The 26783-nt window shown below is 72.8% G+C and carries 26 protein-coding genes and 1 tRNA gene; 16 read left to right on the plus strand and 11 right to left on the minus strand.

The window, feature by feature from the left end:
• The first annotated feature begins 18 nt into the window (after positions 1–18).
• The 7 genes from SAM23877_RS16290 (at position 19) to SAM23877_RS16320 (ending at position 9068) form a co-directional block, all read left to right on the plus strand.
• Positions 19–741: a CIS tube protein gene (locus SAM23877_RS16290; RefSeq protein ID WP_053133155.1), complete on the plus strand. Its 723-nt coding sequence runs from the start codon at positions 19–21 to the stop codon at positions 739–741.
• Positions 741–2675 carry a VgrG-related protein gene (locus SAM23877_RS16295; RefSeq protein ID WP_053133158.1) on the plus strand — a complete coding sequence of 645 codons (1935 nt, stop codon included), beginning with the start codon at positions 741–743 and terminating at the stop codon, positions 2673–2675. The genes SAM23877_RS16290 and SAM23877_RS16295 overlap by 1 nt, the downstream gene beginning before the upstream one ends.
• Before the next feature lie 31 nt (positions 2676–2706).
• Positions 2707–3168, plus strand: a complete 462-nt coding sequence (locus tag SAM23877_RS16300; protein ID WP_053133161.1) for a GPW/gp25 family protein — start codon at positions 2707–2709, stop codon at positions 3166–3168.
• Positions 3168–5126, plus strand: a complete 1959-nt coding sequence (locus SAM23877_RS16305) for a putative baseplate assembly protein (RefSeq protein ID WP_053133163.1) — start codon at positions 3168–3170, stop codon at positions 5124–5126. Before SAM23877_RS16300 ends, SAM23877_RS16305 begins: the two co-directional genes overlap by 1 nt.
• Positions 5123–5695 carry a phage tail protein gene (locus SAM23877_RS16310; protein ID WP_053133166.1) on the plus strand — a complete coding sequence of 191 codons (573 nt, stop codon included), beginning with the start codon at positions 5123–5125 and terminating at the stop codon, positions 5693–5695. Before SAM23877_RS16305 ends, SAM23877_RS16310 begins: the two co-directional genes overlap by 4 nt.
• Positions 5692–7272 carry an NADase-type glycan-binding domain-containing protein gene (locus SAM23877_RS16315; protein ID WP_053133168.1) on the plus strand — a complete coding sequence of 527 codons (1581 nt, stop codon included), beginning with the start codon at positions 5692–5694 and terminating at the stop codon, positions 7270–7272. The genes SAM23877_RS16310 and SAM23877_RS16315 overlap by 4 nt, the downstream gene beginning before the upstream one ends.
• Positions 7273–7382: 110 nt before the next feature.
• Positions 7383–9068 (plus strand): alpha/beta hydrolase, encoded by a 1686-nt coding sequence (locus SAM23877_RS16320; protein WP_053133171.1) that lies wholly within the window; start codon positions 7383–7385, stop codon positions 9066–9068.
• Between the two features lie 66 nt (positions 9069–9134).
• On the opposite strand, the gene SAM23877_RS16325 is transcribed toward SAM23877_RS16320, so the two are convergent.
• Positions 9135–9208: transfer RNA gene (locus SAM23877_RS16325), tRNA-Thr, on the minus strand.
• A 217-nt stretch (positions 9209–9425) separates the two neighbouring features.
• On the opposite strand from SAM23877_RS16325, the gene msiK reads away from it, so the two are divergent.
• The 3 genes from msiK to SAM23877_RS16340 all read left to right on the plus strand — a co-directional run bounded on the left by msiK (position 9426) and on the right by SAM23877_RS16340 (position 12045).
• Entirely contained in the window at positions 9426–10562 is a 1137-nt protein-coding gene (gene msiK, locus SAM23877_RS16330; protein ID WP_053133174.1) for a diacetylchitobiose ABC transporter ATP-binding protein MsiK, read from the plus strand.
• 250 nt (positions 10563–10812) lie between these two features.
• Positions 10813–11268: a hypothetical protein gene (locus tag SAM23877_RS16335; protein WP_053142544.1), complete on the plus strand. Its 456-nt coding sequence runs from the start codon at positions 10813–10815 to the stop codon at positions 11266–11268.
• Positions 11269–11310: 42 nt separating this feature from the next.
• Positions 11311–12045 carry a nucleotidyltransferase family protein gene (locus tag SAM23877_RS16340; RefSeq protein WP_053133177.1) on the plus strand — a complete coding sequence of 245 codons (735 nt, stop codon included), beginning with the start codon at positions 11311–11313 and terminating at the stop codon, positions 12043–12045.
• A 177-nt stretch (positions 12046–12222) separates the two neighbouring features.
• Here SAM23877_RS16340 and SAM23877_RS16345 read toward each other — a convergent pair whose 3' ends face one another.
• From SAM23877_RS16345 to SAM23877_RS16370, 6 genes are all read right to left on the minus strand, one after another.
• Positions 12223–13959 (minus strand): DoxX family protein, encoded by a 1737-nt coding sequence (locus SAM23877_RS16345; protein ID WP_162492106.1) that lies wholly within the window; start codon positions 13957–13959, stop codon positions 12223–12225.
• A gap of 118 nt (positions 13960–14077) precedes the next feature.
• On the minus strand, positions 14078–15022 hold the full coding sequence (rlmB, locus tag SAM23877_RS16350) for a 23S rRNA (guanosine(2251)-2'-O)-methyltransferase RlmB (RefSeq protein ID WP_053133182.1): 945 nt from the start codon (positions 15020–15022) through the stop codon (positions 14078–14080).
• A 121-nt stretch (positions 15023–15143) separates the two neighbouring features.
• A complete protein-coding gene (gene cysS, locus SAM23877_RS16355) occupies positions 15144–16544 on the minus strand; it encodes a cysteine--tRNA ligase (RefSeq protein WP_053142546.1) in 1401 nt (466 codons plus the stop codon).
• Positions 16545–16982: 438 nt separating this feature from the next.
• Entirely contained in the window at positions 16983–17510 is a 528-nt protein-coding gene (gene ispF, locus SAM23877_RS16360; RefSeq protein ID WP_053133185.1) for a 2-C-methyl-D-erythritol 2,4-cyclodiphosphate synthase, read from the minus strand.
• 58 nt (positions 17511–17568) lie between these two features.
• Complete coding sequence (ispD, locus tag SAM23877_RS16365) at positions 17569–18345, minus strand: 2-C-methyl-D-erythritol 4-phosphate cytidylyltransferase (RefSeq protein ID WP_053133188.1); 777 nt, start codon at positions 18343–18345, stop codon at positions 17569–17571.
• A gap of 313 nt (positions 18346–18658) precedes the next feature.
• Positions 18659–19141 carry a CarD family transcriptional regulator gene (locus tag SAM23877_RS16370; RefSeq protein WP_003953493.1) on the minus strand — a complete coding sequence of 161 codons (483 nt, stop codon included), beginning with the start codon at positions 19139–19141 and terminating at the stop codon, positions 18659–18661.
• A 687-nt stretch (positions 19142–19828) separates the two neighbouring features.
• Between SAM23877_RS16370 and SAM23877_RS16375 the strand changes: the two genes are divergently transcribed.
• Positions 19829–20569, plus strand: a complete 741-nt coding sequence (locus SAM23877_RS16375; protein WP_053133191.1) for a copper chaperone PCu(A)C domain-containing protein — start codon at positions 19829–19831, stop codon at positions 20567–20569.
• 102 nt (positions 20570–20671) lie between these two features.
• On the opposite strand, the gene phoP is transcribed toward SAM23877_RS16375, so the two are convergent.
• On the minus strand, positions 20672–21343 hold the full coding sequence (phoP, locus tag SAM23877_RS16380) for a two-component system response regulator PhoP (protein ID WP_466113876.1): 672 nt from the start codon (positions 21341–21343) through the stop codon (positions 20672–20674).
• Positions 21344–21348: 5 nt separating this feature from the next.
• Complete coding sequence (phoR, locus tag SAM23877_RS16385) at positions 21349–22620, minus strand: two-component system sensor histidine kinase PhoR (RefSeq protein WP_053133194.1); 1272 nt, start codon at positions 22618–22620, stop codon at positions 21349–21351.
• Between the two features lie 223 nt (positions 22621–22843).
• On the opposite strand from phoR, the gene phoU reads away from it, so the two are divergent.
• From phoU to SAM23877_RS16405, 5 genes are all read left to right on the plus strand, one after another.
• The gene (gene phoU / locus SAM23877_RS16390) at positions 22844–23533 is read left to right on the plus strand and encodes a phosphate signaling complex protein PhoU (protein ID WP_053133197.1); all 690 of its coding nucleotides are present in this window, start codon (positions 22844–22846) and stop codon (positions 23531–23533) included.
• A gap of 170 nt (positions 23534–23703) precedes the next feature.
• Positions 23704–23859 carry a hypothetical protein gene (locus tag SAM23877_RS40245; RefSeq protein ID WP_167355231.1) on the plus strand — a complete coding sequence of 52 codons (156 nt, stop codon included), beginning with the start codon at positions 23704–23706 and terminating at the stop codon, positions 23857–23859.
• 118 nt (positions 23860–23977) lie between these two features.
• Positions 23978–24226, plus strand: coding sequence for an SCO4226 family nickel-binding protein (locus SAM23877_RS16395; RefSeq protein WP_053133200.1), 249 nt, complete (start codon positions 23978–23980; stop codon positions 24224–24226).
• A 111-nt stretch (positions 24227–24337) separates the two neighbouring features.
• Complete coding sequence (locus SAM23877_RS16400; protein ID WP_053133203.1) at positions 24338–24679, plus strand: SCO4225 family membrane protein; 342 nt, start codon at positions 24338–24340, stop codon at positions 24677–24679.
• 71 nt (positions 24680–24750) lie between these two features.
• Positions 24751–25371, plus strand: coding sequence for a dihydrofolate reductase family protein (locus SAM23877_RS16405; RefSeq protein ID WP_053133206.1), 621 nt, complete (start codon positions 24751–24753; stop codon positions 25369–25371).
• Between the two features lie 56 nt (positions 25372–25427).
• Here SAM23877_RS16405 and SAM23877_RS16410 read toward each other — a convergent pair whose 3' ends face one another.
• Positions 25428–25691 (minus strand): hypothetical protein, encoded by a 264-nt coding sequence (locus SAM23877_RS16410; protein ID WP_053142549.1) that lies wholly within the window; start codon positions 25689–25691, stop codon positions 25428–25430.
• 69 nt (positions 25692–25760) lie between these two features.
• Positions 25761–26780, minus strand: a complete 1020-nt coding sequence (locus tag SAM23877_RS16415; protein ID WP_053133209.1) for an SRPBCC family protein — start codon at positions 26778–26780, stop codon at positions 25761–25763.
• Between the last annotated feature and the right edge of the window lie 3 nt (positions 26781–26783).

Consider the following 26783-nt stretch of genomic DNA (forward strand, 5'->3'; position numbering starts at 1 on the left):
GAGCAGAGAGGAAGACCCATGGCAAAGAGCGGCAAGGGCGCCGGCAAGAGCCTCGTACGCGCCAACCTCGCCATTCACGAACCCCCCACCGGCACGACCACCACACCCGGTGCGCTGATGCGCACCTTCGGCTTCGAGTTCAACCCGGCCCAGCTCTCCCTCACCCAGCGGACCCAGTGGAAGGCGACGCCGACGGCGGCCGTGCGCAAGGCCGCGAAGCCGCAGTTCATGGGCGCCGAGCCGCGGGAGATGACCCTGGAGATCTTCCTGGACTCCTCCACCAGGCCGGGCGGCAACACGGTGCTGAAGAAGGTCGAGTCGCTGCTGCGCTGCTGCGAGGTGACCGCCAAGAGCCTCGCCGCCGACCAGCCGTCACCGCCCTGGGTGGTCTTCGAGTGGGGTTCCTTCTCCACGGCCCGGTTCACCGCGTACGTCGCCTCCGTCGAGGCCTCGTACACCCTCTTCGGCACCACCGGTATCCCCATCCGCGCCACCTGCCAGGTGCACCTGGTCGAGATCCCCGGCCCGACCCGGGGGCAGAACCCGACCTCGGGCGCACTCACCGCCCAGCGGGTGCACCGGGTCGTCGCCGGGGACTCGCTCCAGTCGCTGGCCTGGCGCGAGTACGGCAGCGCGGGCGCGTGGCGGGCGATCGCCGAGGCCAACGGCATCGACGACCCCGCGCGCCTGCCGACCGGCACCGAACTCATGCTGCCCGCCGCCGAGGAGGTGCCGCACTGATGGTGCGCCCCGCGTTCTCCAGCATCGTCCAGGTCCGGATCGGCGCCGCGAAGCTGCCCGACGACATCGCCCTGATGCTCGTCGACGGCTGGGTCGACCAGGGCATCGGCGTGCCCGCCGCCTTCCGCATCACCTTCCGCGACCCCGACCACCTGGTCCTCGGCAAGCTGAACGTGCAGTTCGGCACCCGGGTGGTCATCACCCCGGTCGCCGACGGCCAGGGCGTCGGCAAGCCCCTGCTGACCGGCGAGGTCACCGCCATGGAGGCCGACTACGACGGCACCGGCAGCTACACCGTGATCCGCGGCTACGACTTCGGGCACCGCATGATGCGCCAGCGCCGCGTGGCCGCCTACCGCAACCAGAAGGCCTCCGACATCGCCCGCCGGCTCGCCGCCATGGACGGCGTGTCCATCGGCCGGATCGAGCCGACGAAGGGCGCCTACGGGTTCATCAGCCAGTCGAACGTCACCGACTGGGACTTCCTCGCCCGGCTCGCCGACGAGAACAACATGGTGATGTCGGTGGACGCCAAGGGGAAGTTCCGGTTCGTCACGCCGACCCCTTCCGCCGGAGCGCCCTCCCCGAAGACGGACGGCGACCAGAGCGCCTTCGTCCTCCAGGCCCGGCACGACATCATGCGGCTGCGGGCCGCGGTGACCGCCGCCGACCAGACCGGCAAGGTCGAGTCGCGCGGCTGGAACGTCACCACCAAGAAGAAGATCACCGAGGTCGCGCCCGCCACGACCGACCCGGGCATCACCATCGGCTCCACCCCGGGCGAGGCCGCCGGCAAGTTCAAGGCCGCCAAGCTCGTCGAGACCGCCACCCCCTACGACCGCCAGGACGAGGTCCGGCACGCCGCGCGGTCCCTCGCCGCCGACGTCACGTCCTCCTTCGCCGAACTGGAGATCGCGGTGAAGGGCAGCCCCGACCTGCGGCCCGGCGTACCCGTGGCGCTCAGCGACGTCGGCAAGCCCTTCGAGGGCAAGTACACCGTCACCTCGGTACGCCACCACTTCGGCGACAGCGAGCCCTACCAGTCCTGGATCACCGTCAGCGGACGCCAGTGGCGCTCCCTGTACGGGCTCGCCTCGGGCGGCGGCGGCGCGGACCCGGCGAGCGCGGCGCGGCTGCCCGGCGTCGCCAACGCCCTCGTCACCGACGTGCAGGACCCGCTGAAACAGGGCCGGGTCAAGCTCCAGTTCCCGTGGCTGGACGACACCTACGTCAGCGACTGGACGCGCAGCGTGCAGATGGGCGGCGTGGGCGGCGGCGGGGTCTTCCCGATGGACGTCGGCGACGAGGTGCTGGTCGCCTTCGACCGGGGGGCACTGGACCACCCGTTCGTCATCGGCGGGCTCTACAACGGCCGGGACCTGCCGACCAGGGTCGATGTCCCGCTGCACGACGGCCTGAAGAAGAAGGCCGTCCGGCACACCCTGTCCGACCGGCAGGGCAACCGCGTCGACCTGCTCAGCCAGCGCACCGGCGGGCGCAAGCAGGGGGTCCGCATCGCCAGCGGCAACGACAAGCTCACCATCAACCTCGACCGCACCAAGACCGAGATCACCATCGACAGCGCGGGCACGGTCAGCATCACCGGCAGCCGCTCGGTGTCGGTGGAGGCGGGCACCAGCCTGTCGCTCAGCGCCGGGCGCTCCCTGACCATCAAGAGCGGCGGCCCGCTCACCCTCCAGGGCGGCAGCGTGATCAACATGCGCAGCGCGGGCCAGATCGGCGTGAACGCGGGAGGCGCCCTGAACCTGGCGGCGGGCGCCGCCGCGAGCCTGACCAGCGGGGCGGCCACGAACATCACCGGCGGCGCCAGCCTTCAGCTCAACTCCGCCACGACGCGGGTCGTGGGAGCGAGCTTCTCGGTCCTGTCCCCGTCGTTCAAGGTCATGACGATCCCCGTGCCCGGTGCCTCATGAACCGCCCCCGAGGAAGGCAGGAGGCCCCCTGATGGCCGAACAGTTCGTCGGCTCCGGCTGGTCGTTCCCGCTGCGCATCGGGCCCACCGGCGGCATCGCCCTGGTCAGCGGCGAGCGGGAGATCGAGGAGGCCATGCAGCTGGTGCTGGCCACCGCCCCGGGCGAGCGGCCGATGCGCCCCGAGTTCGGCTGCGCCATCCACGACCTGGTCTTCGCCCCGGTCAACGAGCAGACCGCCGGCCGCATCCAGCACGAGGTGTACGCGAGCCTGGACCGCTGGGAGCCGCGCATCGAGGTCCACGAGGTGGAGGTCACCACCGGCGGCGACCAGAGCGTCCTCTACATCGACGTGCGCTACTCGATCCGCGGCACCAACAACCCGCGCAGCCTGGTCTTCCCGTTCTACGTCATCCCCTCCCACGACGAGCCGGACCTCACCGAGGGTCCCGCCGGCCCCGCGGGCCTCCCGGGCTCTCCCGAAAGCGATCGCTGATGTCCCTGCCCTCCCCCAACCTCGACGACCGCCGCTTCCAGCAGTTCGTCGACGACGCCAAGCGCTACATCCAGCAGCGCGCCCCGGAGTGGACCGACCACAACGTCTCCGACCCCGGCGTCACCCTCGTCGAGACGGTCGCCCACATGGCCGACCAGATCGTCTACCGGCTCAACCGGGTACCGGAGAAGAACCACCTCGCCTTCCTCGACCTGGTCGGCATCACCCTGTTCCCGCCGTCCGCCGCCCGCACGGACGTCACCTTCTGGCTGTCCGCGCCGCAGGAGGACGCGGTCCTGGTCCCGGCCGGCACCGAGGTCGCCACCCTGCGCACCGACCGGGACGAGGCCGTCGTCTTCGCCACCGTCGGGGATCTGACCGTCGTACCGTGCGCGCTCGGCCGGCTGATGGTGCAGCACCGCGGCGAGGCCGTCACCGACCGGACCACGGACCTCGCCGAGGGCGAGCACCTGATGTGCTTCTCCGAGGCCCCGGCCCCCGGCGACTGCATGCTCATCGGCCTCACCGCCGCCACCCCGCACTGCGCGCTCGCCCTGGAACTCGACAGCCGCGTCGACGGCGTCGGCGTCGACCCCCGGCAGCCGCCCCTGGTCTGGGAGGCCTGGACGGAGGACGGCTGGCAGCCCTGCGAGGTCGACCGGGACGGCACCGGCGGCCTCAACCGCCCCGGCGACATCGTGCTCCACGTTCCCGGCGGCCACGTCCTGTCCCGCAACGGCGGCCACGAGGCGGGCTGGATACGCTGCCGGGTCACCGACCCCCTGCCCGGCCAGCCCTTCTACACGACCTCGCCGACCATCCACTCCGCCGAGGCGTACACCATCGGCGGCACCACCGGCACCGTGCACGCCGAGACCGTGCACGACGAGGCCCTCGGCGAGTCCACCGGCCTGCCGGGCCAGCACCTGCGGCTCGAACACGCCCCCGTCGTCGCCGACGACCCGCCCGTCCACCTCCAGACCGCCGCCGACGACGGCTGGCAGGACTGGCAGGTCGTCCCGCACTTCGCCGGCTCGCGGCCGGGCGACCACCACATCACCCTGGACGCCGCGACCGGTCGGATCGCCTTCGGTCCCGCCGTCCGCGAGGCCGACGGCACCCTGCGCCAGTACGGCGCGGTCGCCCCCAAGGGCGCCGTCGTCCGCGCCCGCCGCTACCGCACCGGCGGCGGCCGGGCCGGCAACGTGGCCCGCGGCGCCGTACAGGTGCTGCGCACCTCCATCCCGTACGTCTCCGAGGTCGTCAACCGCGAGGCCGCCCGCGGCGGCGTCGACGGCGAGACCGTCGAGGAGGCGAAGCTGCGGGCGCCGATCACGCTGCGGGCCCAGGAGCGCGCCGTGACCCTGCGCGACTACGAGGAACTCGCCCGCCGGGCCGCCCCCGAGACCGCCAGGATCACCTGCCTGGAGGGCGAGGAGGGCGACCACGGGGCCTACGCGGTCCGCGTCCTGGTCGTCCCGCAGGCCGTGCCCGACCCGGGCGGACGGCTCCGCTTCGAGCAACTCGTCCCCGGCGACGCCCTGCTGGGCCGCATCACCCGCCACCTCGACGAACGCCGGCTGATCGGCACCCGCCTCGCCGTCGGGCCGCCGTACTACCAGGGCGTCACCGTCGTCGCGACCGTGCACGCCTTCCGCGGCGTCGACACCGACCGCGTCCGCCGCCAGGCCCACGACGCCCTGTACCGGCACCTGGACCCGCTCACCGGCGGCGCGGACGGCAGGGGCTGGCCCTTCGGGCGCCCCGTGCAGGCCGGCGAGGTCTTCGCCGTGCTCCAGCGCGTGCCCGGCGTCGAACTCGTCGACGAGGTCGTCCTGCACCCGGCCGACCCGCTCACCGGCAAGCGCGGCGACCCCACCGACCGCATCGACCTGCGAGCACCCGCGCTGGTCTTCTCCTTCGACCACCGGGTCCGCGTGATCGGGGACAACGGATGACGGCCGGCTCCCACCGGGGGTCCGTCGACGGTCTCGGCTCCTCGCTGCCCATCGGCTCGATGCTCCCGGCCGTCTTCGCCGACGACGACCTCGCCCAGCGCTTCGTCGGCGGCCTCGACGACGTCCTCGCCCCGATCCTGAACGTCCTGGACTGCCTGGACGCCTACTTCGACCCGGCCCTCACCCCGGCCGACTTCGCCCGCTGGCTCGGCACCTGGGTCGGCGCGGAGACCGACGGCACCGAACCCGAGGAGCGGCTGCGCGCCGCCGTGTCCGCCGCCGCCCGCCTGCACCGCGTACGCGGCACCCGGCGCGGCCTGTCCGAGGCGGTACGGCTCGCCTTCGGCGTCGAACCCGAGATCACCGAGAGCGGCGGCGCCGCGTGGAACGCCCGCCCCCTGGGCCCGTTCCCCGGCACCCCGCGCCCCCGCCTCCACGTCGCCCTGCGGCTGCCCGACCCGTCCCCGGCCGACACCCACCGCCTGGACCGGCTCGTCGCCGCCGCCCGCCCCGCCCACATGCCCTACACCGTCGAAGTGACCGCCTCCGAAAGGACCCCGGAGAGATGACCACCCAGAACTGCGCCGAGTGCGGAACCCGCGCGGAACCGGGCCAGTCCTTCTGCGACGCGTGCGGCGCCGTCCTCCGCTGGGACCAGGCCGGCCCCCGCACCGCGCGACCGGCGGCCTCCTCGCCCGACCGGGGCCCCGGCTGGGACGCCTTCTCGCGCCCCGGCCCCGGCGGCACGGGCGTACCCCCCGCCCGGCCCGGCCTGCCCGCCCCGGAGCCCACCGGCGGCAGGCGGGACGACGACACCGACGAGACCCCGGTGGTACCCCACCCGCGCCGCCCGGCGGACGCGGACGGGCCCGGCGGGACGGCCGCGGCCACGCCGGCCACGGCGCACGCACCGGACGCCCCGGACCACACCGCCGACGGCCCGGACCACACCCCCCGGCCGACCGGAGCCGCGACCACCGGGTCCGCGGGAGCCGCAGGGGCCGCAGGAGCCGCAGCGGCGGCTGCCGCCGCGGGATCGGCCGGGACCCGGGGACCGGGGCCGGACGCCGCGGGGGCCGGCGACGCCCGACCCGCCGCGCCCCCCGGCGCCGCCCGGCCGGACGGCACGCCCGCCACCGGCACCCGCGGCTCCGCCACCGGCCCCCGCACCCCCGGCGTCGACGAGACCGCCCCCACCACCCCGATGGCGTCCGCCCCGCCCCCGAACGCCCTCACCGACACCATGTCCGACCGCGCCCGCTCCCTCCTCGTCCCCGTCGCCGACCCGAACGCCCCCGCCCCCGCCGCGCCCCCCGCCGTCGCCCCCGTCCTGCCCGGCCGCCCCGACGCCGACCGGCCCCAGGTACGCGCGCCCGGCCACCAGCCGGACATCGCGAACGGGCCGCCCTGCCCCTGGTGCTCCACGCCCAACCGGCCCGACCGTCACTACTGCGCCCGCTGCGCGATGCCCCTGACCCGCACCGGCGAGCACAGCACCGCGCCCGCTCCCTGGTGGCGCCGCCTCTTCGGCGGCCGGCGCCGCGAGACGCCCTGGGCCGGCGACCGCCCGCGCCTGCGCCGGGTGTTCGACCGCATCGGCACCTGGATCACCCTCGCCGTCGTCGTCACCCTGGCGGTCCTCGGCTTCGTCTACGTCCCCGACGGCGTCCAGGCCACCCGCGACCACTTCGCCAAGCGCGCCCCCGTCGCCCCGGACACCGTCACGGCCTCCCGCTCCTACACCGGCCACAAGCCGCAGCTCGTCTTCGACAAGCGCAGCAACACCTGGTGGGGGCCCGGCATCTCGCGGTCCGGCCAGGGCGAGTGGATCGAGGCCCGCTTCACCGAGCCGACCCGCCTGCTGGACCTGATCATCACGCCGGGCGTCTCCACCCACGCCGACAAGCTCAACGAGTCGGCCCTGCCGCACCGGGTCGAGGCGACCATCACCACGAAGGACGGCAGTACGACGACCCGCGACCTCACCCTCGACCAGGGAGCCGGCGGCCAGCGCCGCCCCTTCCGCGTCGGCGAGGTCACCAAGGTCCGCTTCACCATCGAGTCGGCCCACGCGGCCTCCGCCGACAAGCAGGTCGCCATCGCCGAGATCGAGTTCTTCGGCCCGTCCAGCGCGAACCGCTCCTGACCGGTCCGCCGGACCCGCACGACGGCCCCCGCCCGGCACCGGCGGGGGCCGCTTCCGCCGAATGGACGCCGTGCCGTGCGGCACCGGCCGCCCGGCAAGAGCCTGAGGCCATGCCCTCAGCACGAGCGATACCCACCGCTGCCCTGCTGTCCACGGCCACCCTGCTCGCCTGCTCCCTGGCGTCCTGCGCGCCGGCGGCGCGGGACGGCGACCGGCGCGCCCACGGCGGCACGGCGAGCGGCCGACAGGACGAGGCCCCCTTCCGGGGACAGACACTGAACTGGAAGGACTGCCCGGCCCCCTCGCCCGTCCAGGGCGGCGGCGAGGCCCCCGCCCCCCTCCCGGACGGCACCCGGTGGCAGTGCGCCACCCTGCGGGCGCCGTTGGACTGGAAGAAGCCCTCCGGGGAGTCCACGGGCATCGCACTGATCCGGGCCCGCGCCGGCGGCGACCGTGCCGACCGCATCGGTTCGCTGCTCTTCAACTTCGGCGGCCCCGGCGGCTCCGGCGTCGCCGCCCTGCCCGGCCTCGCCCCCGACTACGAGAAGCTCCGCTCCCGGTACGACCTGGTGAGCTTCGACCCGCGCGGCGTGGGCGACAGCCAGGGCGTGCGCTGCCTGGACGCCGACGCCGCCGAGCAGGCCGAGGCCGAGACGGACGACACCCCCGACGACGGCGGCGACGAGACCGCCGCGCTGGTCGAGTTCAACCGGCTGACGGCCGCGGCGTGCGCACGCAACTCCGGCGCCGTCCTCCCGCACGTCGGCACCACGGCGGCCGCCCGGGACATGGACCTGATCCGCCACGTCCTCGGCGACGAGAAGCTCCACTACTTCGGGGTCTCGTACGGCACCGAACTCGGCGGCGTCTACGCCCACCTGTTCCCGGACAAGGTCGGCCGGGCCGTGCTGGACGGCGTCGTCGACCCGACCCGCGACATGATGGCGGAGGCCCTCGGGCAGGCCGGGGGATTCCAGCTGGCCTACGAGCACTTCGCCGCCTGGTGCGTCCAGCAGCGCTGCACGCTCGGCGAGGACACCGAGGCGATCGTGGAGACCGCCGTCGCGCTCGCGGCCGACCTGGACGAGACTCCGCTGCCCACCTCGCACGGCGGCGAACTCGGCGGCGACGAACTCGTCGACGCCATCAGCGGTTCGCTCTACAGCCAGAGTTTCTGGCCCGCGCTCCTGGTGGGCCTGGAGGCGCTCACCCACGGCGACGGCGACGTCCTGCTGGACCTGGCACAGTCCCTCGGCCAGCACGGCGCCGGCGGCGACACGACCGACGACACCGGCGCCACCGGCACCGGCACCGACACCGACACCGACACCGACACCGACACCGACGAGAGCAACGAGGACGACGCCTTCCGCGCCATCACCTGCGCCGACTCCAGCAGCCGCTACACCGTGGCCGAGGTGCGGCGGAGGCTGCCCGAATTCATCAGGACGTCACCCCTGTTCGGCCCCGGTCTCGCGTGGACCGCCCTCACGTGCTCCGGCTGGCCCGTCCCCGGCGAGGCGGAGCACCCCGACGTGAGCGCCCCCGGCGCCCCACCGGTCCTGCTGGTCGGCAACACCGGCGACCCCGCCACCCCCTACGAGGGCGCCGCCCGCATGGCCGAGCGCCTCGGCGAGGACGTCGGCGTCACGCTCACCTACCGCGGCGAGGGCCACGGCGCCTTCGACGGCGGGAACGGGTGCGTGCGGGACGCCGTCCACGCCTACCTGCTCGACGGGAGGCTCCCGGAGCGCGGCGCGGTCTGCGAGCAGGAACCGCTGCCGCCGGGAAAGTAGGACCCCACGAGCACGGAGGCCCTGCCGCCCACTGGGCGGCAGGGCCTCCGGCCTGACGTTCCTGCGAGCCCCCTGTCGGATTCGAACCGACGACCTTCGCTTTACAAGAGCGGCGCTCTGACCAGCTGAGCTAAGGAGGCGTCGCGCGGCAGCACGCGCGGAGGCTCCACTGTACACAGAGCCGGTGAACGATGTGATGCGAGAATTTCGGCGAAGTTCACAGGCCCACAGGTACTGACAGACCAGGTGAACGCCAGGTACCGTCCTGAGCCAGTCCACCCGTGTGGACTACACCACACCACCTTCCTACAACGGATCGTCCGGCACGTTCCTGCCGGTAGAAGGGGGCCCATCACCATGGCCACTGTTACGTTCGACAAGGCGACCCGTGTCTACCCGGGTTCCACCAAGCCCGCCGTCGACGGTCTCGACATCGCGATCGAGGACGGCGAGTTCCTCGTCCTCGTCGGCCCCTCCGGCTGTGGCAAGTCCACCTCGCTCCGCATGCTCGCGGGGCTCGAGGACGTGAACGGCGGCGCAATCCGCATCGGCGACCGCGACGTCACGCACCTGCCGCCGAAGGACCGGGACATCGCCATGGTGTTCCAGAACTACGCGCTGTACCCGCACATGACGGTCGCCGACAACATGGGCTTCGCGCTGAAGATCGCCGGCGTCAACAAGGCGGAGATCCGGCAGAAGGTCGAGGAGGCCGCGAAGATCCTCGACCTCACCGAGTACCTGGACCGCAAGCCGAAGGCCCTCTCCGGTGGTCAGCGCCAGCGTGTGGCGATGGGCCGCGCGATCGTGCGTGAGCCGCAGGTGTTCCTCATGGACGAGCCGCTGTCCAACCTGGATGCAAAGCTGCGTGTCTCCACCCGTACGCAGATCGCCTCGCTCCAGCGCCGCCTCGGCATCACCACCGTCTACGTCACCCACGACCAGGTCGAGGCCATGACGATGGGCGACCGCGTGGCGGTCCTCAAGGACGGCCTGCTCCAGCAGGTCGACTCGCCGCGCAACATGTACGACAAGCCCGCGAACCTCTTCGTGGCCGGCTTCATCGGCTCCCCCGCCATGAACCTGATCGAGGTCCCGATCACCGACGGCGGTGTGAAGTTCGGCAACAGCGTGGTCCCGGTGAACCGGGACGCCCTGAAGGCCGCCGCCGACAAGGGCGACCGCACCGTCACCGTCGGCGTCCGCCCCGAGCACTTCGACGTGGTCGAGCTGGGCGGTGGCGTGACCGCGACCCTGTCGAAGGACACCGAGGACGCCCCGGCGGGCATGGCGGTCTCCGTGAACGTCGTGGAGGAGACCGGCGCCGACGGCTACGTCTACGGCACGGTCGAGGTCGGCGGCGAGAGCAAGGACCTCGTGGTCCGCGTCAACAGCCGCGCGGTGCCGGAGAAGGGCGCGACCGTCCACGTCGTGCCGCGTCCGGGCGAGAGCCACGTCTTCTCGTCCTCCACGGGCGAGCGCCTCTCCGACTGACCCCTCGGCCCCGAAACCGGGGCACCGGGAAACCACGCTGCCGGGTGAATTCACCCGCGTTGACGCAAAGAGCCCCGCGGCCTGCTGCGGGGCTCTTTGCGTTGTCGACAAATACCCCGGCACAACGGACTTTTCGTGCGCTGCGCGTCAACCCTCTACCCACTTCGGGGCTTCTCTTCATCCCCCGAAGGGGTGACTAAATGTCGCCAAATCATTACCGGGCGCTACCCTCACTCGCGTGAAGCACTCCGTGAAGCACTCCAGCAACCGACAGACGCGACGCGGCCGGGGCCCCGCCCGCCGGATCGGCCGCTCTCTCGCCTTCGTCCTGCCCGTGGTCCTGGTGCTCTCCGGGACCCTCGCGGTCACCCGGGTCAACTGGTCGGGGGATCCCTCCGACTCGGTGCTCGCCGCGTCGGAGGCCTCCTCCGCCAAGGCCTCCTCCCGGGCCGCCGCCCGCGCGCCGCACGAGGTGCTGCGCGATCGGCTGCTGACGGAGCTCCAGGAGGAGGACCCGGGCGTCGCCCTGACCCACCTCCAGGAGGCCGTGAACGAGCGCCCGTCGCTGGCCGGGCACTGCGCGTCCCTCGCCCGCGCCCTCGGCCGCGCCGCGGTCAAGGTGTACGGCCCGACCCGCGCCCAGTCCTACGCGCGCCCCGTCTGCGACACCGCCTTCGCCTCGGGCGTGCTGGCCGCGCACGGCTGATCACCCTTCGGCGGCCGGTGGGGCGCCGCGTACAGTTCGGGCATGACCGATCCGAACGCCGCGTCCCGCCGCCCCGTTCAAGCCGTCGTCCTGGCCGGCGGACAGGGTTCCCGGCTGCGTCCCTACACCGACGACCGGCCCAAGCCCATGGTCGAGATCCCGGGCACGGGCACTCCGATCATCGGCCACCAGCTCGACTGGCTCGCCGAGGAGGGCGTGACGGACGTCGTCGTCTCCTGCGGTCATCTGGCCGAGGTGCTGCAGCAGTGGCTGGAGACCGCCGACCTGCCGCTCTCCGTCACCACCGTGGTCGAGACCGAGCCCCTCGGCCGGGGCGGCGGCCTCAAGTACGCCGCCGCGCGTCTCCCGCACCCGGACCGGCCCTGGTACGCCACGAACGGTGACATCTGGACCCGTTTCTCGCTGCGCGACATGGCCGACTTCCACGCCGAGCGGGACGCCGTCGCGACCCTCTCCATGGCCCGTCCGCGGCTGCCCTGGGGCGCCGTGCAGACGGACGGCTTCGGTCACATCACCGACTTCATCGAGGCACCGCCGTCGACCTTCGAGATCAACGCCGGTGTGTACGTGTTCTCGCCCGAGTTCGCGGCGATGCTCCCGGAACGCGGTGACCACGAGCGGACGACCTTCCCGAGGCTGGCCCGGGAGCGCCGGCTGGCCGGCTTCCCGATCCCGCAGGGCTCCTACTGGCGGGCGATCGACACCGCGAAGGACCTCACGGAGGCGGCCCGCGAACTGGCCGCCCTGGGCCGCTGAGACCTCCGGACCGCCCGACCCGGCTCCTCGGGTCCTCCCGGTGCCCCGACGGCCCGGTACGCCCCTGGCACACCCCCGGTGGCCCCGGCACGCCCGGTACCCCTGGCACGTAGAAGGGCCCCGCACGGACGACGTGCGGGGCCCTTGGCGTGGCGGGGGCCGGACCGGCCCGGCCGGCTAGCCCAGGAGGCCGCCCACCAGGCGGCTGCCGGGCTCTCCGGTGGTGGAGGAGTCCCCGCCGTCGCCGCCGCTTCCGGAGCCGCCGGTCGAACCGCTGCCGCCGCCGGTCGCGGTGCCGCCGGAGGTCGGTCCCGCGGTGGTGCTCGGCGCCTGTCCGGCCGGGGTGGACCGCTGCGGCGGGGCCTGGCCCGTGGTGCCCTGGGTCTGGCTGGGCACGGTGCCCCCGGGGGCGGTGCCGCCGCTGTCACGGGTGGCCCCGGCCGTGGCCGCGGCGTCCTGGGAGGGGGTCGCCGCGCCACTGGTGGCGCCCTGCGTGGGTGAGGCGGAGGCCTCGGGGGACTTCGGCTCGCGCGTGCCGGGCTCCTGCGGGAGCGGGGAGCCGGGCAGCTCGTTGCGCGGTGCCTCGCCGGGGCCGGGGACGACCACGCGGTCGGCGTCCCGGACGGCACCGCCGAGGAGCGAGCCGACGAGGAGGGTGACACCGGCGACGAGGAAGGTGACGAGGGCGCCGCGCCGCAGGACGTAGCGGCGCAGGTCCCAGATGTCGGCGCGGGGGCCGAGCCGTCGCCAGGCGCTGCCCGCGAGCCGGCCGTCCACGGAGTAGACGGGCGCACCGGCGATGATCAGCGGCGACCAGGCGGCGAGGTAGATGATGTCGGGCGCGTCGTAGACGGGGACGCTCTTCCAGCTGACGGTGACGAGGAGCGCGGCGGACAGGCCGGCGCCGAAGACGGCGGCGACGCGCTGCCAGCAGCCGAAGACCGTCAGGACGCCCACGAGCACCTGGAGGAAGGCGATGACGAGGCCGGCGCCGACGGGGTGGTCGAGGGCGAACTGACGCAGCGGCTCGGCGACGTCCCAGGGGTGCAGGGTGTTGAGCCACTTGACCATGGAGCCGCGTTCGCCGCCGTCGAAGTAGACGGGGTCGCAGAGCTTGCCCATGCCGGCGTAGATGGAGATGAAGCCGAGGAAGACGCGCAGCGGCAGCAGCACGACGCCGAGGTTCATGCGGCGGCCGGGGAAGTAGGCGTGCCGCGCCGGGTCGTCGGCGTGGCGCCTGGTGCGCGGCTCGGCCGGTTCGGTGTCGTCGTAGCCGTCGCCGTAGCCGTCGGGGCCGGGGTCGAAGTCCTCGCCGGTGTAGGCGGGTTCGTCGTAGGCGCTGCCGACGGTGCGCATGGCGGGCAGCAGCCGGGTGCCGTCGGGGACGGGGCCCCGCTGGGCGCCGACGAGGGGGGTTTCGAGGGTCTGGGTGGCGGGGCCGTCGTCGTAGCCGTCGTAGCCGTCGTAGCCCGGCGCGCCCCCGTCGACGCCGACGCGGTGGATGACCTGGGTGGCCCCGGCGTCGGCCGGGGCGTCGGAGGCCTGGTCCACGGCGTGCCGGCCGGCTCCGGCCCGCACCGCCTGGAGCAGCCGGTGGGCGCCGGTGTCGTCCGGGTCGGAGCGTCCGCTCCAGACGACGGCGCGGCGGCGGGCGGCGGCCGGGGCGGCAGGACTCTGTGCGGTGCCCACGACGGGCATGCGGGCGGTGTCCTGGGTGGCGCTCAAGTGCCGCGCGATCCGCGGGGACCGGGTCCGCCGCGCGGAGGCACCGAGCTGCACGCGGAAACTCGCGTGATTGACGATGACCTGGGCCGGATCGCTCGGCACCTTCACCATGCTCAGCGCGGGAGCGTCGTCGATTCCCGACGAGCGGTCCCCCGTGGGTGTGCGGGGTGTTCTGGTGTCCACACTCATCTAACCGAGTGATGTGTCGTTAGGACACTGCCTTGACCGCCCGGATCTGTCCGGACAGCGTCAAGCATGTCCGGACCATCCGGAACACCCCGTACGGGCTACGGCGTCGAACCCTCGTTCACGCCCGTCGGCGCGCCGCCTCGTAGAGCACGATCCCCGCCGCCACACCGGCGTTGAGGGACTCGGCACCACCCGGCATCGGAATCCGCACCCGGTAGTCGCAGGTCTCCCCGACGAGGCGGGACAGGCCCTTGCCCTCGCTGCCGACCACGACGACCACGGGGCCGTCCAGCGCCTCCAGGTCGCCGAGTGCGACCTCGCCGTCGGCGGCGAGGCCCACGACGGTGATCCCGGCCTTCTGGTACGACTCCAGCGCCCGCGTGAGGTTGGTGGCGCGGGCCACCGGCGTACGGGCGGCCGTACCGGCGGACGTCTTCCAGGCGCCCGCCGTCATGCCGGCCGCGCGCCGCTCGGGCACGACGACCCCGTGGCCGCCGAAGGCGGAGACGGAGCGGACGACGGCACCGAGGTTGCGCGGGTCGGTCACGCCGTCGAGGGCGACGATCAGCGGGTCCGCGCCCTCGTCGTGGGCGGCGGCGACCAGGTCCTCGGGGTGCGCGTACTCGTAGGGCGGGACCTGGAGGACGAGGCCCTGGTGGTTGAGCCCGTTGGTCATCCGGTCCAGCTCGGGACGCGGCGCCTCCATGAGGTTGATGCCGCCGCGCTCGGCCGCGAGCTGGAGCGCCTCGCGCACCCGCTCGTCGTTGTCGATGAACTGCTGGACGTAGAGCGTCGAGGCGGGCACGCCCTCGCGCAGGGCCTCGTAGACGGGGTTGCGGCCGACGACGAGCTCGGACGTGGACCGTCCGCCGCCGCGCCGCTGCTGCTGGGTGCGTCCCGTGGCGCGGCGCGCCTTCGCGTTGGCGACCCGCTGCTTGACGTGCCCCTTGCGCATCTCGGCGGGAGGCGTCGGCCCCTTGCCTTCCAGGCCCCGGCGTCGCTTGCCGCCGCTGCCGACCTGCGCGCCCTTCTTGCCGGACATGCGGCGGTTGTTCGCGGCCATGAGTTACCTGTCTCCGCTCTCTACGGGAGTGTGCGTACTGCTTGCTTCTCATGCAGTGTGCCGCCCGGAAGGCCGGGCGGCACAATCGATCTACGGGACCGGACTCCGGTGAGGGCCCGGGTCAGCGGGGACCGAGGCTCCAACGGGGCCCCTGGGGGCTGTCCTCGATGACCAGACCGGAGTGTCCGAGCTGGTCGCGGATGGCGTCCGCGGTGGCCCAGTCCTTGCGTGCCCGCGCGGCCTCGCGCTGGTCGAGGACGAGGCGTACGAGGCTGTCGACGACGTGCCTCAGGTCCTCGCCCTGCTCCTGCTCGCCCGCCCACTGCGGGGCCAGCGGGTCCAGCCCGAGCACGCCGAGCATGGCCCGCACCTCGGCGAGCCGGCCGACGGCGGCTTCCTTGTCGTCGGCGGCCAGCGCGCTGTTGCCCTGCCGGACGGTGGTGTGCACGACGGCGAGGGCGCCCGGGACGCCCAGGTCGTCGTCCATCGCCTCGGCGAAGGCGGGCGGCACCTCGGCGGCGGGCTCGACGGTCCGGCCGGCCAGCTCGGTGACGCGCTGCACGAAGCCCTCGATCCGCGCGTACGCCGACTCGGCCTCGCGCAGGGACTCCTCGCTGTACTCGATGGTGGAGCGGTAGTGCGGGGTGCCGAGGTAGTAGCGGAGCACGACCGGGCGCCACTGCTTGACCATCTCGCCGACCAGCACGCTGTTGCCGAGCGACTTCGACATCTTCTCGCCGCTCATGGTGACCCAGGCGTTGTGCACCCAGTACCGGGCGAAGGCGTCGCCGAAGCCCTTGGCCTGGGCGATCTCGTTCTCGTGGTGCGGGAAGATCAGGTCGATCCCGCCCCCGTGGATGTCGAACTCCTCGCCCAGGTACTTGTGCGCCATGGCGGAGCACTCCAGGTGCCAGCCGGGCCGCCCGCGCCCCCAGGGCGTCTCCCAGCTCGGCTCCCCGGGCTTGGCCGCCTTCCACATGGCGAAGTCCCGCGGGTCCCGCTTGCCGCTCTCGCCCTCCCCCGAGGGCTGGCGCAGTTCGTCGAGGTCCTGGTTGGACAGCGACAGGTAGCCGGGCAGGGACCGCACGTCGAAGTAGACGTTGCCCTCGGCCTCGTAGGCGTGCCCGCGCTCGATGAGGCCGCGCATCATCTCGACCATCTCGGTGATGTGGCCGGTGGCGCGGGGCTCGTAGGTGGGCGGCAGGCAGCCGAGGACGGCGTAGGCGTCGTTGAACGCCCGCTCGTTCTCGTAACCGATGGACCACCAGGGGCGGTTCTGCTCCGCCGACTTCCAGATGATCTTGTCGTCGATGTCGGTGACGTTGCGGACGAACGTGACGTCGTAGCCGCGGTAGGCGAACCAGCGGCGCATGATGTCGAAGTTCAGCCCCGACCGGATGTGCCCGATGTGCGGGGCGGCCTGCACGGTGGCACCGCACAGGTAGATCGAGACGCAGCCCGGCGTGAGGGGGGCGAAGTCACGGATCTGCCGGGCGCTGGTGTCGTACAGGCGAATAGTCACGCCTCCAGGGTAGTAGGCGACGGGCAGTGCCACGGGCACACGGCCCCACGCGCCCCTTCCCCCCACCCGCTTTCCACCCCCACCCGAGCCCGAGAGGGGACCGCCCTCCCACCCACCCGAGCGGACGGGACGAGACCGCCCCCGTCACCCGACCGAGCGGACGAGGCGAGACCGTCCCCTCACCCGACCCAGCGGACGGGACGAGGCCGCCCTTCCCGACCGGGCCGGGTACGGCGGGGCCGGCTCCTCGTCCGACCGAGCGGACGAGGCGGGGCCCGCCTCTTGCCCGACCGAGTCGGGTGGTGGGTGGGCACAGGCCGGGGTCCAGGGGCGGAGCCCCTGGCGGGGCGCGGGGCGGAGCCCCGCACGAGGCCGCCGCGCACGGCACCGCCACTCACCGCCCGCCCGGCACCACCCGGCCCAGCCCCGCAGGGACCGTCACCCCACGCGGACCACCAGCGCCGTCGCCACCGCCATCAGCCCTTCCCCCCGCCCGGGGAACCCGAGCCCGTCCGTCGTCGCCCCCGACACCGACACCGGCGCACCCACCGCCGCGGACAGCACCGCCTGCGCCTCCTCGCGCCGCTTGCCGACCTTCGGCCGCGCCCCGACCACCTGCACCGCGATGTTCCCGATCCGGAAGCCCGCCGCGCGCACGATCCGCGCCGCCTCCGTCAGCAGCGTCACCCCCGACGCCCCGGACCACTCGGGCCGCCCCGTACCGAAGTGCTGCCCGAGGTCCCCGAGCCCCGCCGCGGAGAACAACGCGTTGCACGCCGCGTGCGCGACGACGTCCGCGTCGGAGTGCCCGGCCAGCCCGGGCCCCTCGCCCTCCCACTTCAGCCCGGCGCACCACAGCTCGCGCCCGTCCTCGAAGGCGTGGATGTCCGTACCGATCCCGACCTGCGGCAGCGGCGGCAGCGACTGCCCGTCCGTCCCGGAGGTCACGGAAGCCCCGGAAGCCACGCCCTCAGAAGTCCCAGCGATCTCAGAAGTCCCAGGAGTCTCAGGAGTCCCAGAAGTCTCAGAACCCATCGTTCAGCCTCCTGCGCGCCAGGACCGCCTCCGCGAGCACCAGGTCGAGGGGCCGCGTCACCTTGAACGCCTCCTCGTGCCCCGGCACGACCACCACCGTCGGCCCGAGCCGCTCCACCATGCTCGCGTCGTCGGTGACGTCACCGGTCACCGTCTCGTGGGCCCGCACCAGCGTCGCCCGGTCGAAGCCCTGCGGCGTCTGCACCGCGCGCAGCCGCGCCCGTTCCGGCGTCGCGACCACCGGCTCGGGCTCTCCCGGCGCGGTGGCGGGCTCGACCTGCTTGACCGTGTCGGCCAGCGGCACCGCCGGCACCACGGCGGGCGCGCCCTCGCGCACGGCCTCGATCACGGCGTCCACCGTGTCCACGGGCACCAGCGGCCGGGCCGCGTCGTGCACGAGGACGATGTCGTACTCGGGCGGCAGCGCGTCCAGGCCGAGCCGTACGGACTCCTGCCGCGACGCGCCGCCGGGCACGACGAGGAAGTCCGTCCGCTCCGGCAGCGCGTGCGCGTCGAGCAGACTCCTGACCTCGGCCGCGCCGTCGGGCGGTGCCACGACGACGACCAGGGAGACGGCCCGGGACGCGGCCATCGCCCGGACGGCGTGGATGAGCATGGGCGTGCCGCCCAGCGCGCGGAGGGCCTTCGGCGCGCCGGGCCCGAGCCGTACGCCCCGGCCGGCGGCCGGGATCACGGCCGCGGTCCGGGCCTTCGTACGGGCGCCGGGAGGCGTCTGCGCGGGCGAGGGACGCGATTCGTCAGACATCGGTTCCTGTCAGGTTTGTGTGCTCGACCTAGTTGGGTATGGCCTCACCGTGCCGGGCGCGAAGCCCCGACCGGACCCTTCCGTGACCCCGGTCGAGCCAGCAGCCCGGGCCCGGCACGCCAGTACCCGGGGGAGACCCCGGGATGAGCCTACGAACACGAGGGCGTACCGGGACGGGTATCCGGGTACGAACATGCCGCAGCGCCCGGCGACAGCAGAGATGTCATCGGGCACCGCGGCATTTCAGTGCGCTGATCCGAGCGGGCAGCGGGCTGCGTTCCGCCTCGGGAGGCGAATCACCTCGGGAGGCGGCTCAGGAAGCGAGCACCTCGTCGAGCAGGGCCTCCGCCTTGTCCTCGTTGGTGTTCTCCGCGAGAGCGAGCTCGCTCACCAGGATCTGGCGGGCCTTGGCGAGCATGCGCTTCTCACCGGCGGAGAGTCCGCGCTCACGCTCCCGGCGCCACAGGTCGCGTACGACTTCCGCGACCTTGATGACGTCGCCGGAGGCGAGCTTCTCCAGGTTTGCCTTGTAACGACGCGACCAGTTCGTGGGCTCCTCGGCATACGGCGCGCGCAGCACCTCGAAGACCCGGTCCAGCCCGTCCTGACCGACCACATCACGCACGCCGACGAACTCCGCATTGTCCGCTGGCACACGTACCGTCAGGTCACCCTGGGCGACCTTCAGCACCAAGTAGGTCTTGTCCACGCCTTTGATCTGGCGAGTTTCGATAGCCTCGATCAGCGCGGCCCCGTGATGGGGATAGACCACGGTGTCGCCAACCTTGAACGTCATGTGACAGGTACCCCTTCCGTGGCTATCCAGGGTAACACGGATACGGCGTCTTCTGAATGGCGTTTTCGCAGGTCAGGGCATATCTCGGGGCTTGACAACAGCGACAGGAACGTGCTGCGCCGGGCGAGCGGAAGAAAGTATTCGCAGGTCGGAGCGGCTCTTCAGGGCGGGCGAAACGCGCACGTCACACACATCCGGGAAGCCCTCCACCTGCCCGAAACACGCCGTATGTCCGGTTCCACGCGTGCGACTTCCGCTACTCCGTTCGGTGACCGAGGCGGGGTTCCGGACGAATCCGGAATTGATCACGAGGTGCCCCGCCCGGCCCGCCGATGATCAATTTCCTGGCCGTCCGCGCATTCCTTCACGAAAATCTCGCGCACCGGCGGCCGGCCCGTATCACGAGGGCTTCTTATGTGAATGGCGGACGAGTGCCGACCGCAAAGCGACGCGGGAAGCGGTCGCGCGGGAGCGCTCCGCGCGCCCGCCCGCGGCCCCCGCACCACCCCGGTCCCCACACCGGCCCCACCGCCGCCCTACCGCCTGCCGGGCGAAGCCGGGCACCTTCGGGGAGGGTCGGGTGCGGCCGCCCGGGAACGGCTCGGTAGCCTAAGGCCGCTGACAGTCACTTAGGGCGGCTTTATCCGTTGCCGCCGTCTCGCTCGAGTCCTAGGAGTTGCCGCCGCCGTGAGCAGCAGCCTTCGACGCGGCGCCCTCGCCGCCGCCGCCATCGCGTTCTCGATCGCCTCGCTCGCCGCGTGCGGTGCCGGTCACAACGCCCAGACGCTGGAGATCAAGCCGGACAACGCTGCGACGACCGTCGGTGATCTCCAGATCCAGAACGCGATCGTCATCACGCAGCCCGACCTGGAGTCGACCGGCCCGGCCGTGGTCTCCGCCACCCTGTTCAACAACGGCAGGACGGACCAGACGCTCGAGTCCATCACCGTGGAGGGCACCGACAAGTCCGCCGAGCTGAAGCCCGCGAAGGGCGAGAAGGGCGGCAACGGCCTGACCGTCCCGGCGGGCGGTTCCGTGGTCATCGGCGGCAAGGACAACGCCTCGGCCGTCCTGCCCAGCAGCCGCGAGGCCATCAGGGACGGCAACGCGCAGGAGATCACCTTCACCTTCAGCAAGACCGGTGAGGTCAGCCTGAAGGCGTTCGTCGTCCCCGCCGAGAGCTTCTTCTCCGACTGGGGCCCGAGCGACGTCCCGGCGGCCCCCGGCGCGTCGGGGCAGCCCTCGCAGGAGACCTCCGGCGAACCGTCCGACGGCCAGACCTCGGGTGCGCCGGCCGACGGCGAGTCCGCCGCGGGCACCGGCGAGTCGCCCGCGGCCGGCGAGTCCCCCGCCGCCGGGTCCGAGGGCGGGTCCGCCACCGGCACCGCGACGGACGGCACCTCGCACGAGGCCGACGCGGGTCACTGAGGCACGAGGCACGGCGAAGGGCGGGACCTCCGTGGAGGTCCCGCCCTTCTCTTACCGCCTCAGGGCGCGTCCCGGACGCGGACGTCCGGGGCGCCGGTCCCTCTACGGCTCGAACTTGTACCCGAGGCCCCGCACGGTCACCAGGTACCGCGGCGCGCCCGGGTCGGGCTCGATCTTGGCGCGCAGCCGCTTGACGTGGACGTCGAGGGTCTTGGTGTCACCGACGTAGTCGGCGCCCCAGACCCGGTCGATCAGCTGCATGCGGGTGAGCACGCGGCCGGCGTTGCGCAGCAGCATCTCCAGCAGGTCGAACTCCTTCAGCGGCAGGTCGACCTTGGTGCCGCCCACCGTCACGACGTGCCGGTCGACGTCCATGCGGACGGGACCGGCCTCCAGCGCGGCGGGCGCGACCTCCTCCGGCTCGCCGCGACGGCGCAGTACGGCACGGATGCGCGCGACCAGCTCGCGGGAGGAGAAGGGCTTGGTGACGTAGTCGTCGGCCCCTATCTCCAGCCCGACGACCTTGTCGATCTCACTGTCCTTGGCGGTCACCATGATCACGGGAACGTTCGAGCGGCCGCGCAGCTGACGGCACACCTCGGTGCCCGGCAGGCCGGGCAGCATCAGGTCGAGGAGCACGAGGTCGGCGCCGTTGCGCTCGAACTCGTCGAGTCCGTCGGGGCCGGTGGTCGCGACGGCGACCTCGAAGCCCTCTTTGCGGAGCATGTACGACAGGGCGTCGGAGAAGGACTCCTCGTCCTCGACGACGAGCACACGGGTCACGGAAGGACCTCCGGGGCGGGAAGCGTTTCGTACGGGGAAGTATGGGGGGAAGAGAGGGACCGCTCGGTCTCGGCGCTGAGTCCGGCGCGGTCGGATCGCTGCGCCGCGCGGTCGCGGGACGCGCCCGACTCCGGCAGTCGCAGGGTGAAGGTGGAGCCCTGGCCTTCGGCGCTCCACACCGTGACCTCCCCGCCGTGCGAGGCGACCACGTGCTTGACGATCGCGAGACCCAGACCGGTGCCTCCGGTGGCCCGGGAGCGGGCGGGGTCCACGCGGTAGAAGCGCTCGAAGACGCGCTCCTTGTCCTTCTCCGAGATGCCGATGCCCTGGTCGGTCACGGCGATCTCGATCAGGTCGCCACCGGGCGCGTTCACGCGGCGGGCCGCTATGCCGACGCGGGTGCGGGCGGGCGAGTAGTTGACGGCGTTCTCGACCAGGTTGCCGAGGGCGGCGGCGAGCTGGCCGCGGTTGCCTCGTACGTGCAGATCCGCCGTTCCTCCGGCGGCCATGGTGATCTGCTTGGTGCCGGCCGCGTGCCGGCAGCGGTCGATGGCCTCGGCGACCAGCTCGTCCACCCGGACGGGCTCGGCGTCGTCGAGCGGGTCGTCGTTCTGGACCCGGGACAGGTCGATGAGCTCCTGCACGAGGTTGGTGAGGCGGGTCGCCTCGATCTGCATGCGTCCGGCGAACCGTTCCACCGCCTCCGGGTCCTCCGAGGCGTCCATGACGGCCTCGGAGAGCAGGGAGAGGGCGCCGACCGGCGTCTTCAGCTCGTGGCTCACGTTGGCGACGAAGTCGCGCCGTACGGCCTCGATGCGACGGGCCTCGGTGAGGTCCTCGACGAGCAGCAGCACCAGCCGGGAGCCGAGGGGGGCGACGCGCGCGGAGACGGCGAGTGCCTCGCCGCGTCCGGTGCCCCGCCTCGGCAGATCCAGCTCGACCTGTCGTATCTCTCCGTCCCGCCGCGTGTCCCGGGCCATCTGCAGCATCGGCTCGACGGCGAGTTTGCCGCCCCGGACCAGGCCGAGGGCGTACGCCGCCGAGCTGGCCTTCACCACCGCGTCGGCCTCGTCGAGGACGACCGCGGAGGAGCGGAGCACCGACAGGACGGTGTCCACGCCGGGCGGGAGCACCGGGTCGGTGTGCAGAGAGGTGCGGGTCGGGCGCTTCTGGTCGCGCTCGCTCCAGCGGAACGCCAGCATGGCGATGACACCGGTGAGTACTCCGGCGATCGCTGCCGCTGCGGCGACCGCCGCGTTCACGTCCATGCGTCCAGGTTAGGCATGGGGAACGGTCCCGCCCCAGCCATCGGACTGCGACCTCGAACACTCGTCGCCCAGAGTTCACCTTGGAGCCAGGGATGGTTCATTTGAGATGCCGGAAACGGACGCGTACGGGCCGGACCGTGTAAGCGTGGGGGCACGGCAAGGGTGCGAGCCGGTGCCGAGCCGGTGCGAGCCCCCTAAATGGACGTACGAGAGGGAATTCCTGATGCGGGACGCGTACCACGAGGAACTGGACTCGATCGGCGACAGCCTGGTGGAGATGGCCCGGCTCGTCGGATCGGCGATCGGGCGCGCCACGACCGCCATTCTCGACTCGGACCTGAAGCTGGCCGAGAACGTGATCGAGGGCGACCAGAGGGTCGACGAGCTCCACCACGAGCTGGAGGCCCGGGCGATAGCCCTGCTGGCCCGGCAGCAGCCGGTCGCCACGGACCTGCGCATCGTCGTCACCTCGCTGCGGATGTCGGCCGACCTGGAGCGCTCGGGCGACCTGGCCCAGCACGTGGCCAAGCTGGCCCGGCTGCGCTACCCGGAGCGCGCGGTCCCGAGCGACCTGCACGCGACCATCCTGGAGATGGGCCAGCTCGCGCAGCGCCTGATGGCGAAGGCGGCCGAGGTGATCATCACCAAGGACGTCGACCTGGCCCTCCAGCTGGAGCAGGACGACGACGCGATGGACCTCCTCCACCGCACCCTCTTCCAGCACCTGATGGACGACCGGTGGAAGCACGGCATCGAGACGGCCGTGGACGTCACCCTCCTCGGCCGCTACTACGAGCGCTACGCCGACCACGCCGTCGCGGTCGCCAAGCGGGTCGTCTACCTGGTCACCGGCGAGCACGCGGACGACCTCCAGGCGGACATCCAGCCGCCGACGCAGGCCGAGGGGGCCTGAGCCCACCCCCCGCAGGCCGTGCCCCCCCGGGGGGGTGGGGCCGGCCGGGGGCGCGCGCGGTCACCCCAGTGCGCCGTTGATGCGACCGCCTCCGGGGGCGTGCAATGGGCCTGGCACACAGGCACAGGCATCCAGGCACAGGCACCAGTCCCCGTCCTCAGGAGGAACCCGTGGCCGATTCCCCGAGCACCCAGTCCGACCCCGCCCGGGAACGACCGACCGAGCAGCCCGCCGAGATCCGCAGCCTGCCCCTGATCGCCGCGTGCGGCTGCGGCTCGGGCTGCGGCTGCGGCTGCCAGTCGGGCAACCCCTGCCAGTGCGGCTGACGCGGTAGCGGTCCGCGGCCGTACGGCGGTGGCACCCCGGTGGCGCGGCGGCCGGGCTCGCCCCGTCCGCCGCCCGGGCGCATCCTGGGAGGAGAGACCCTGAAGGGGGTGCGAGACCATGGCTCACTTCATGGACGTGCACCACGGGATGCACGACATCACCTCGGACCAGCTCCACGAGGCCCATCGGGCGGACCTCGCGATCGAGAAGGACGAGGACGTCCACTTCGAACGCGCCTGGGCGGACCCGGCCTCCGGCACCGTCTACTGCCTCTCCGAGGGACCGTCGGCCGAGGCGGTCCAGCGCGTCCACGAACGCGCGGGCCACAGGGCGGACGAGATCCACGAGGTCCCGCTGACGGTGTGAGCCTCCCCTGGGTGTCGCCTCCCACGACGTGAGTACGGGTACTCAGGTCCGGGGGTCCGTCTCCGTCCCACCCTGGAGACAGGAAGACGACCCACGGGGAGACGAGAACCGATGAAGACCAGCCCGATACGCACCCTCACCCGCCTCACCGTCGCCAATCGCGTCTCGGCCGCGTACCTCACGCTGGTCGGCGGCGCGATGGCCGTCGCCGCGCTGGAACCCCTGTTCACGACCGCCCCCGACGCCTCCCTCGCCTGGGTCTGGCCGGCCCTGTTCACCTTCCCGGCCTTCGGCTTCGTGGCGTGGCTCGGCGAGGCGGCCTGGGGCGGCGACGCGCCGGCCTGGTTCTTCGTCGGCGGCATCGCGGTCTCGGCCCTGGCCCAGTCGCTTGCCCTGGGCACGGCCTGGCAGGCCCTGCGGGGACGCCGGAGCCGCCTGACGACGGCCGGCTGAGCCGACGGCCCTGCGGCGGGGCACCTGGTGCCGGGAGGACGGACGCGGACACCTGCGAGCAGGAGAGCGCCATGACCGTACGCACGGGCAGAGTCATCTGCGACCTCACGATCTCGGCCGACGGGTACTCCGCCGGGCCGCACCAGACCGAGGAGCGCCCTTTCGGCGACGACGGCGGCGACGGCTCGGGCGCCGGTCTGCACGCCTGGATGTTCGACACGCCGGACGAGAACCGTGCCGAGGTCGATGCCATGGGCGCCGCCGGCGCCTTCGTCATGGGCCGCAACATGTTCGGCCCGGTGCGCGGCGCGTGGGACCGGCCCTGGAACGGCTGGTGGGGCGACGACCCCCCGTTCCACGCACCGGTCTTCGTCCTCACCCACCACGCCCGCGAGCCACAGCAGATGGCCGGCGGCACGACGTACCACTTCGTCACGGACGGCATCGCGCCCGCCCTGACGCGCGCCCGCGCGGCAGCCGGCGACGGCGACGTCCTGATCCTCGGCGGCGCCACCACGATCAACCAGTACCTGGCCGCCGGTCTGATCGACGAACTGCGCCTGCACATCGCCGCGCTCACCCTCGGCGCCGGCACCCGCCTCTTCGAGGGCGTCCCGCCCCTGCGGCTGGAACAGACCAGGTCCCGCCCGGCGACGCAGGTCACGCACGTGACGTACCGGGTGCTGTCCTGAAGGGTCGCCCGGTTGCCCAGGACGGGGCACGACAGGCCGCCGCTCCCGGCCCCGGCTCAGTCCCGCCCGGGCTCGCCGTCGCTGTGGCCGGTCCCCCGGCTGGATTCCAGCCATGAGCGGGCGGGCTCCGCCGTGCGCGTGGTGTCGACGGTGAGTTCGAGACGGGTCCCGCCCTCGTCGCTGGCGGGGTAGCTGCGCTGCTCGGTGGCGGCGAAGCAGCGACGGAGGACCTCCGCCACCCGGCGTGCGACCTCGGGCGACGCGGCGGTCACCTGAACCTCGGCCTGACCGCGCGAAGGTGGGGTGTCGGGGGACTCCATGGCGACCTCGATGTGCGACTGGACCGAAGGGGCGATCACTCTACTCCGCGGGGCCCCTCCGGCCCGCACCTACCGGTCCTCGTCGTCCTCGTACTCCTCGTCGTCCTCGTCTTCCTCGTCGTCCTCTTCGTCGTCCTCGTACCGGTCGTCGCCGTTGTCCGCGTCGCCCTCTTCGGACTCGTCGTCCTGCTCTTCGTCGTCCTGTTCCTTCTCGTCCTGTTCCTTCTCGTCCTCTTGCTCCTTCTCGTCCTGGTCCTCGTCGTCCCGACCGTCCGCCTCCAGGCCCTCCTCGTGGGAGCGGACCACCTCGCCGTCGCGGATCTCGCCGCGCCAGCCCTCGAGGTCCTCGTCGTCGGAGAGGGTGGCGTACCGCAGGAAGTGCTTGAGGTCGAGTCGCAGGCGACGCCCCTGCGCGCGCCAGATGTTGCCGGTCTTCTCGAAGAAGCCGGACGGGTAGTACTCGACCACGGCGACGACGCGCGTGAGTTCCGGAGCCAGTTCGTGGAAGCTGACGGCGCCGCGCGTGGTGCCCTTGGCCCCCTCGGAGTTCCAGACGATGCGCTTGTCCGGGATCTGCTCCTGCACGGTGGCTTTCCAGCTGCGGCTGGAGAAGGCGATCTTGGCCTTCCAGTCGCTCTCGGTCTCATCCGACTGGGAGACGCTCTGGACACCCTTGGTGAAGGAGCTGAACTCCTCGAGCTGAGTCCAGCGGTCGTACACGGTGCGCAGTGGCTTGCCGACGTCGACGACCTCGACGATGTTCGTGACCTTGACGCTGCCCGCCTTGCCCCCGCGGCCGAAGGCGCCCTTGACGGTGTCGACCACCTTGTCCTTCACCTCCCCTGTCTTCTCGCCGAGGAACGCCTTGACCGGCGAATCCCCCTCACCCAGGACGCGCTTGCCGACGTTGAGCAACGTGCTGTTGCCGTCGCCGACGTCTCCCAGACCCTGCGCGAGATCACTGATCTTGCCTCCGGCCTTGTCCGCCATCCGCTGGCCCTGCGCCGTGGCGTACGCCGCCACCTGCTCCTTGAGCCGGTCCAGGCCCGAAGCATCGGCGGGAGTGGACTTCTCCTCCGTCTTGGCCATGGC

This window comes from Streptomyces ambofaciens ATCC 23877, from assembly GCF_001267885.1.
GTDB lineage: Bacteria > Actinomycetota > Actinomycetes > Streptomycetales > Streptomycetaceae > Streptomyces > Streptomyces ambofaciens.

Coding starts and splice junctions, on each gene's coding strand:
- SAM23877_RS16290 (WP_053133155.1), top strand. CDS start 19: ATGGCAAAGAGCGGCAAGGGCGCCGGCAAGAGCCTCGTACGCGCCAAC.
- SAM23877_RS16295 (WP_053133158.1), top strand. CDS start 741: ATGGTGCGCCCCGCGTTCTCCAGCATCGTCCAGGTCCGGATCGGCGCC.
- SAM23877_RS16300 (WP_053133161.1), top strand. CDS start 2,707: ATGGCCGAACAGTTCGTCGGCTCCGGCTGGTCGTTCCCGCTGCGCATC.
- SAM23877_RS16305 (WP_053133163.1), top strand. CDS start 3,168: ATGTCCCTGCCCTCCCCCAACCTCGACGACCGCCGCTTCCAGCAGTTC.
- SAM23877_RS16310 (WP_053133166.1), top strand. CDS start 5,123: ATGACGGCCGGCTCCCACCGGGGGTCCGTCGACGGTCTCGGCTCCTCG.
- SAM23877_RS16315 (WP_053133168.1), top strand. CDS start 5,692: ATGACCACCCAGAACTGCGCCGAGTGCGGAACCCGCGCGGAACCGGGC.
- SAM23877_RS16320 (WP_053133171.1), top strand. CDS start 7,383: ATGCCCTCAGCACGAGCGATACCCACCGCTGCCCTGCTGTCCACGGCC.
- msiK (WP_053133174.1), top strand. CDS start 9,426: ATGGCCACTGTTACGTTCGACAAGGCGACCCGTGTCTACCCGGGTTCC.
- SAM23877_RS16340 (WP_053133177.1), top strand. CDS start 11,311: ATGACCGATCCGAACGCCGCGTCCCGCCGCCCCGTTCAAGCCGTCGTC.
- SAM23877_RS16345 (WP_162492106.1), bottom strand. CDS start 13,959: ATGAGTGTGGACACCAGAACACCCCGCACACCCACGGGGGACCGCTCG.
- rlmB (WP_053133182.1), bottom strand. CDS start 15,022: ATGGCCGCGAACAACCGCCGCATGTCCGGCAAGAAGGGCGCGCAGGTC.
- ispD (WP_053133188.1), bottom strand. CDS start 18,345: ATGTCTGACGAATCGCGTCCCTCGCCCGCGCAGACGCCTCCCGGCGCC.
- SAM23877_RS16370 (WP_003953493.1), bottom strand. CDS start 19,141: ATGACGTTCAAGGTTGGCGACACCGTGGTCTATCCCCATCACGGGGCC.
- phoR (WP_053133194.1), bottom strand. CDS start 22,620: ATGGACGTGAACGCGGCGGTCGCCGCAGCGGCAGCGATCGCCGGAGTA.
- phoU (WP_053133197.1), top strand. CDS start 22,844: ATGCGGGACGCGTACCACGAGGAACTGGACTCGATCGGCGACAGCCTG.
- SAM23877_RS16395 (WP_053133200.1), top strand. CDS start 23,978: ATGGCTCACTTCATGGACGTGCACCACGGGATGCACGACATCACCTCG.
- SAM23877_RS16400 (WP_053133203.1), top strand. CDS start 24,338: ATGAAGACCAGCCCGATACGCACCCTCACCCGCCTCACCGTCGCCAAT.
- SAM23877_RS16405 (WP_053133206.1), top strand. CDS start 24,751: ATGACCGTACGCACGGGCAGAGTCATCTGCGACCTCACGATCTCGGCC.
- SAM23877_RS16410 (WP_053142549.1), bottom strand. CDS start 25,691: ATGGAGTCCCCCGACACCCCACCTTCGCGCGGTCAGGCCGAGGTTCAG.
- SAM23877_RS16415 (WP_053133209.1), bottom strand. CDS start 26,780: ATGGCCAAGACGGAGGAGAAGTCCACTCCCGCCGATGCTTCGGGCCTG.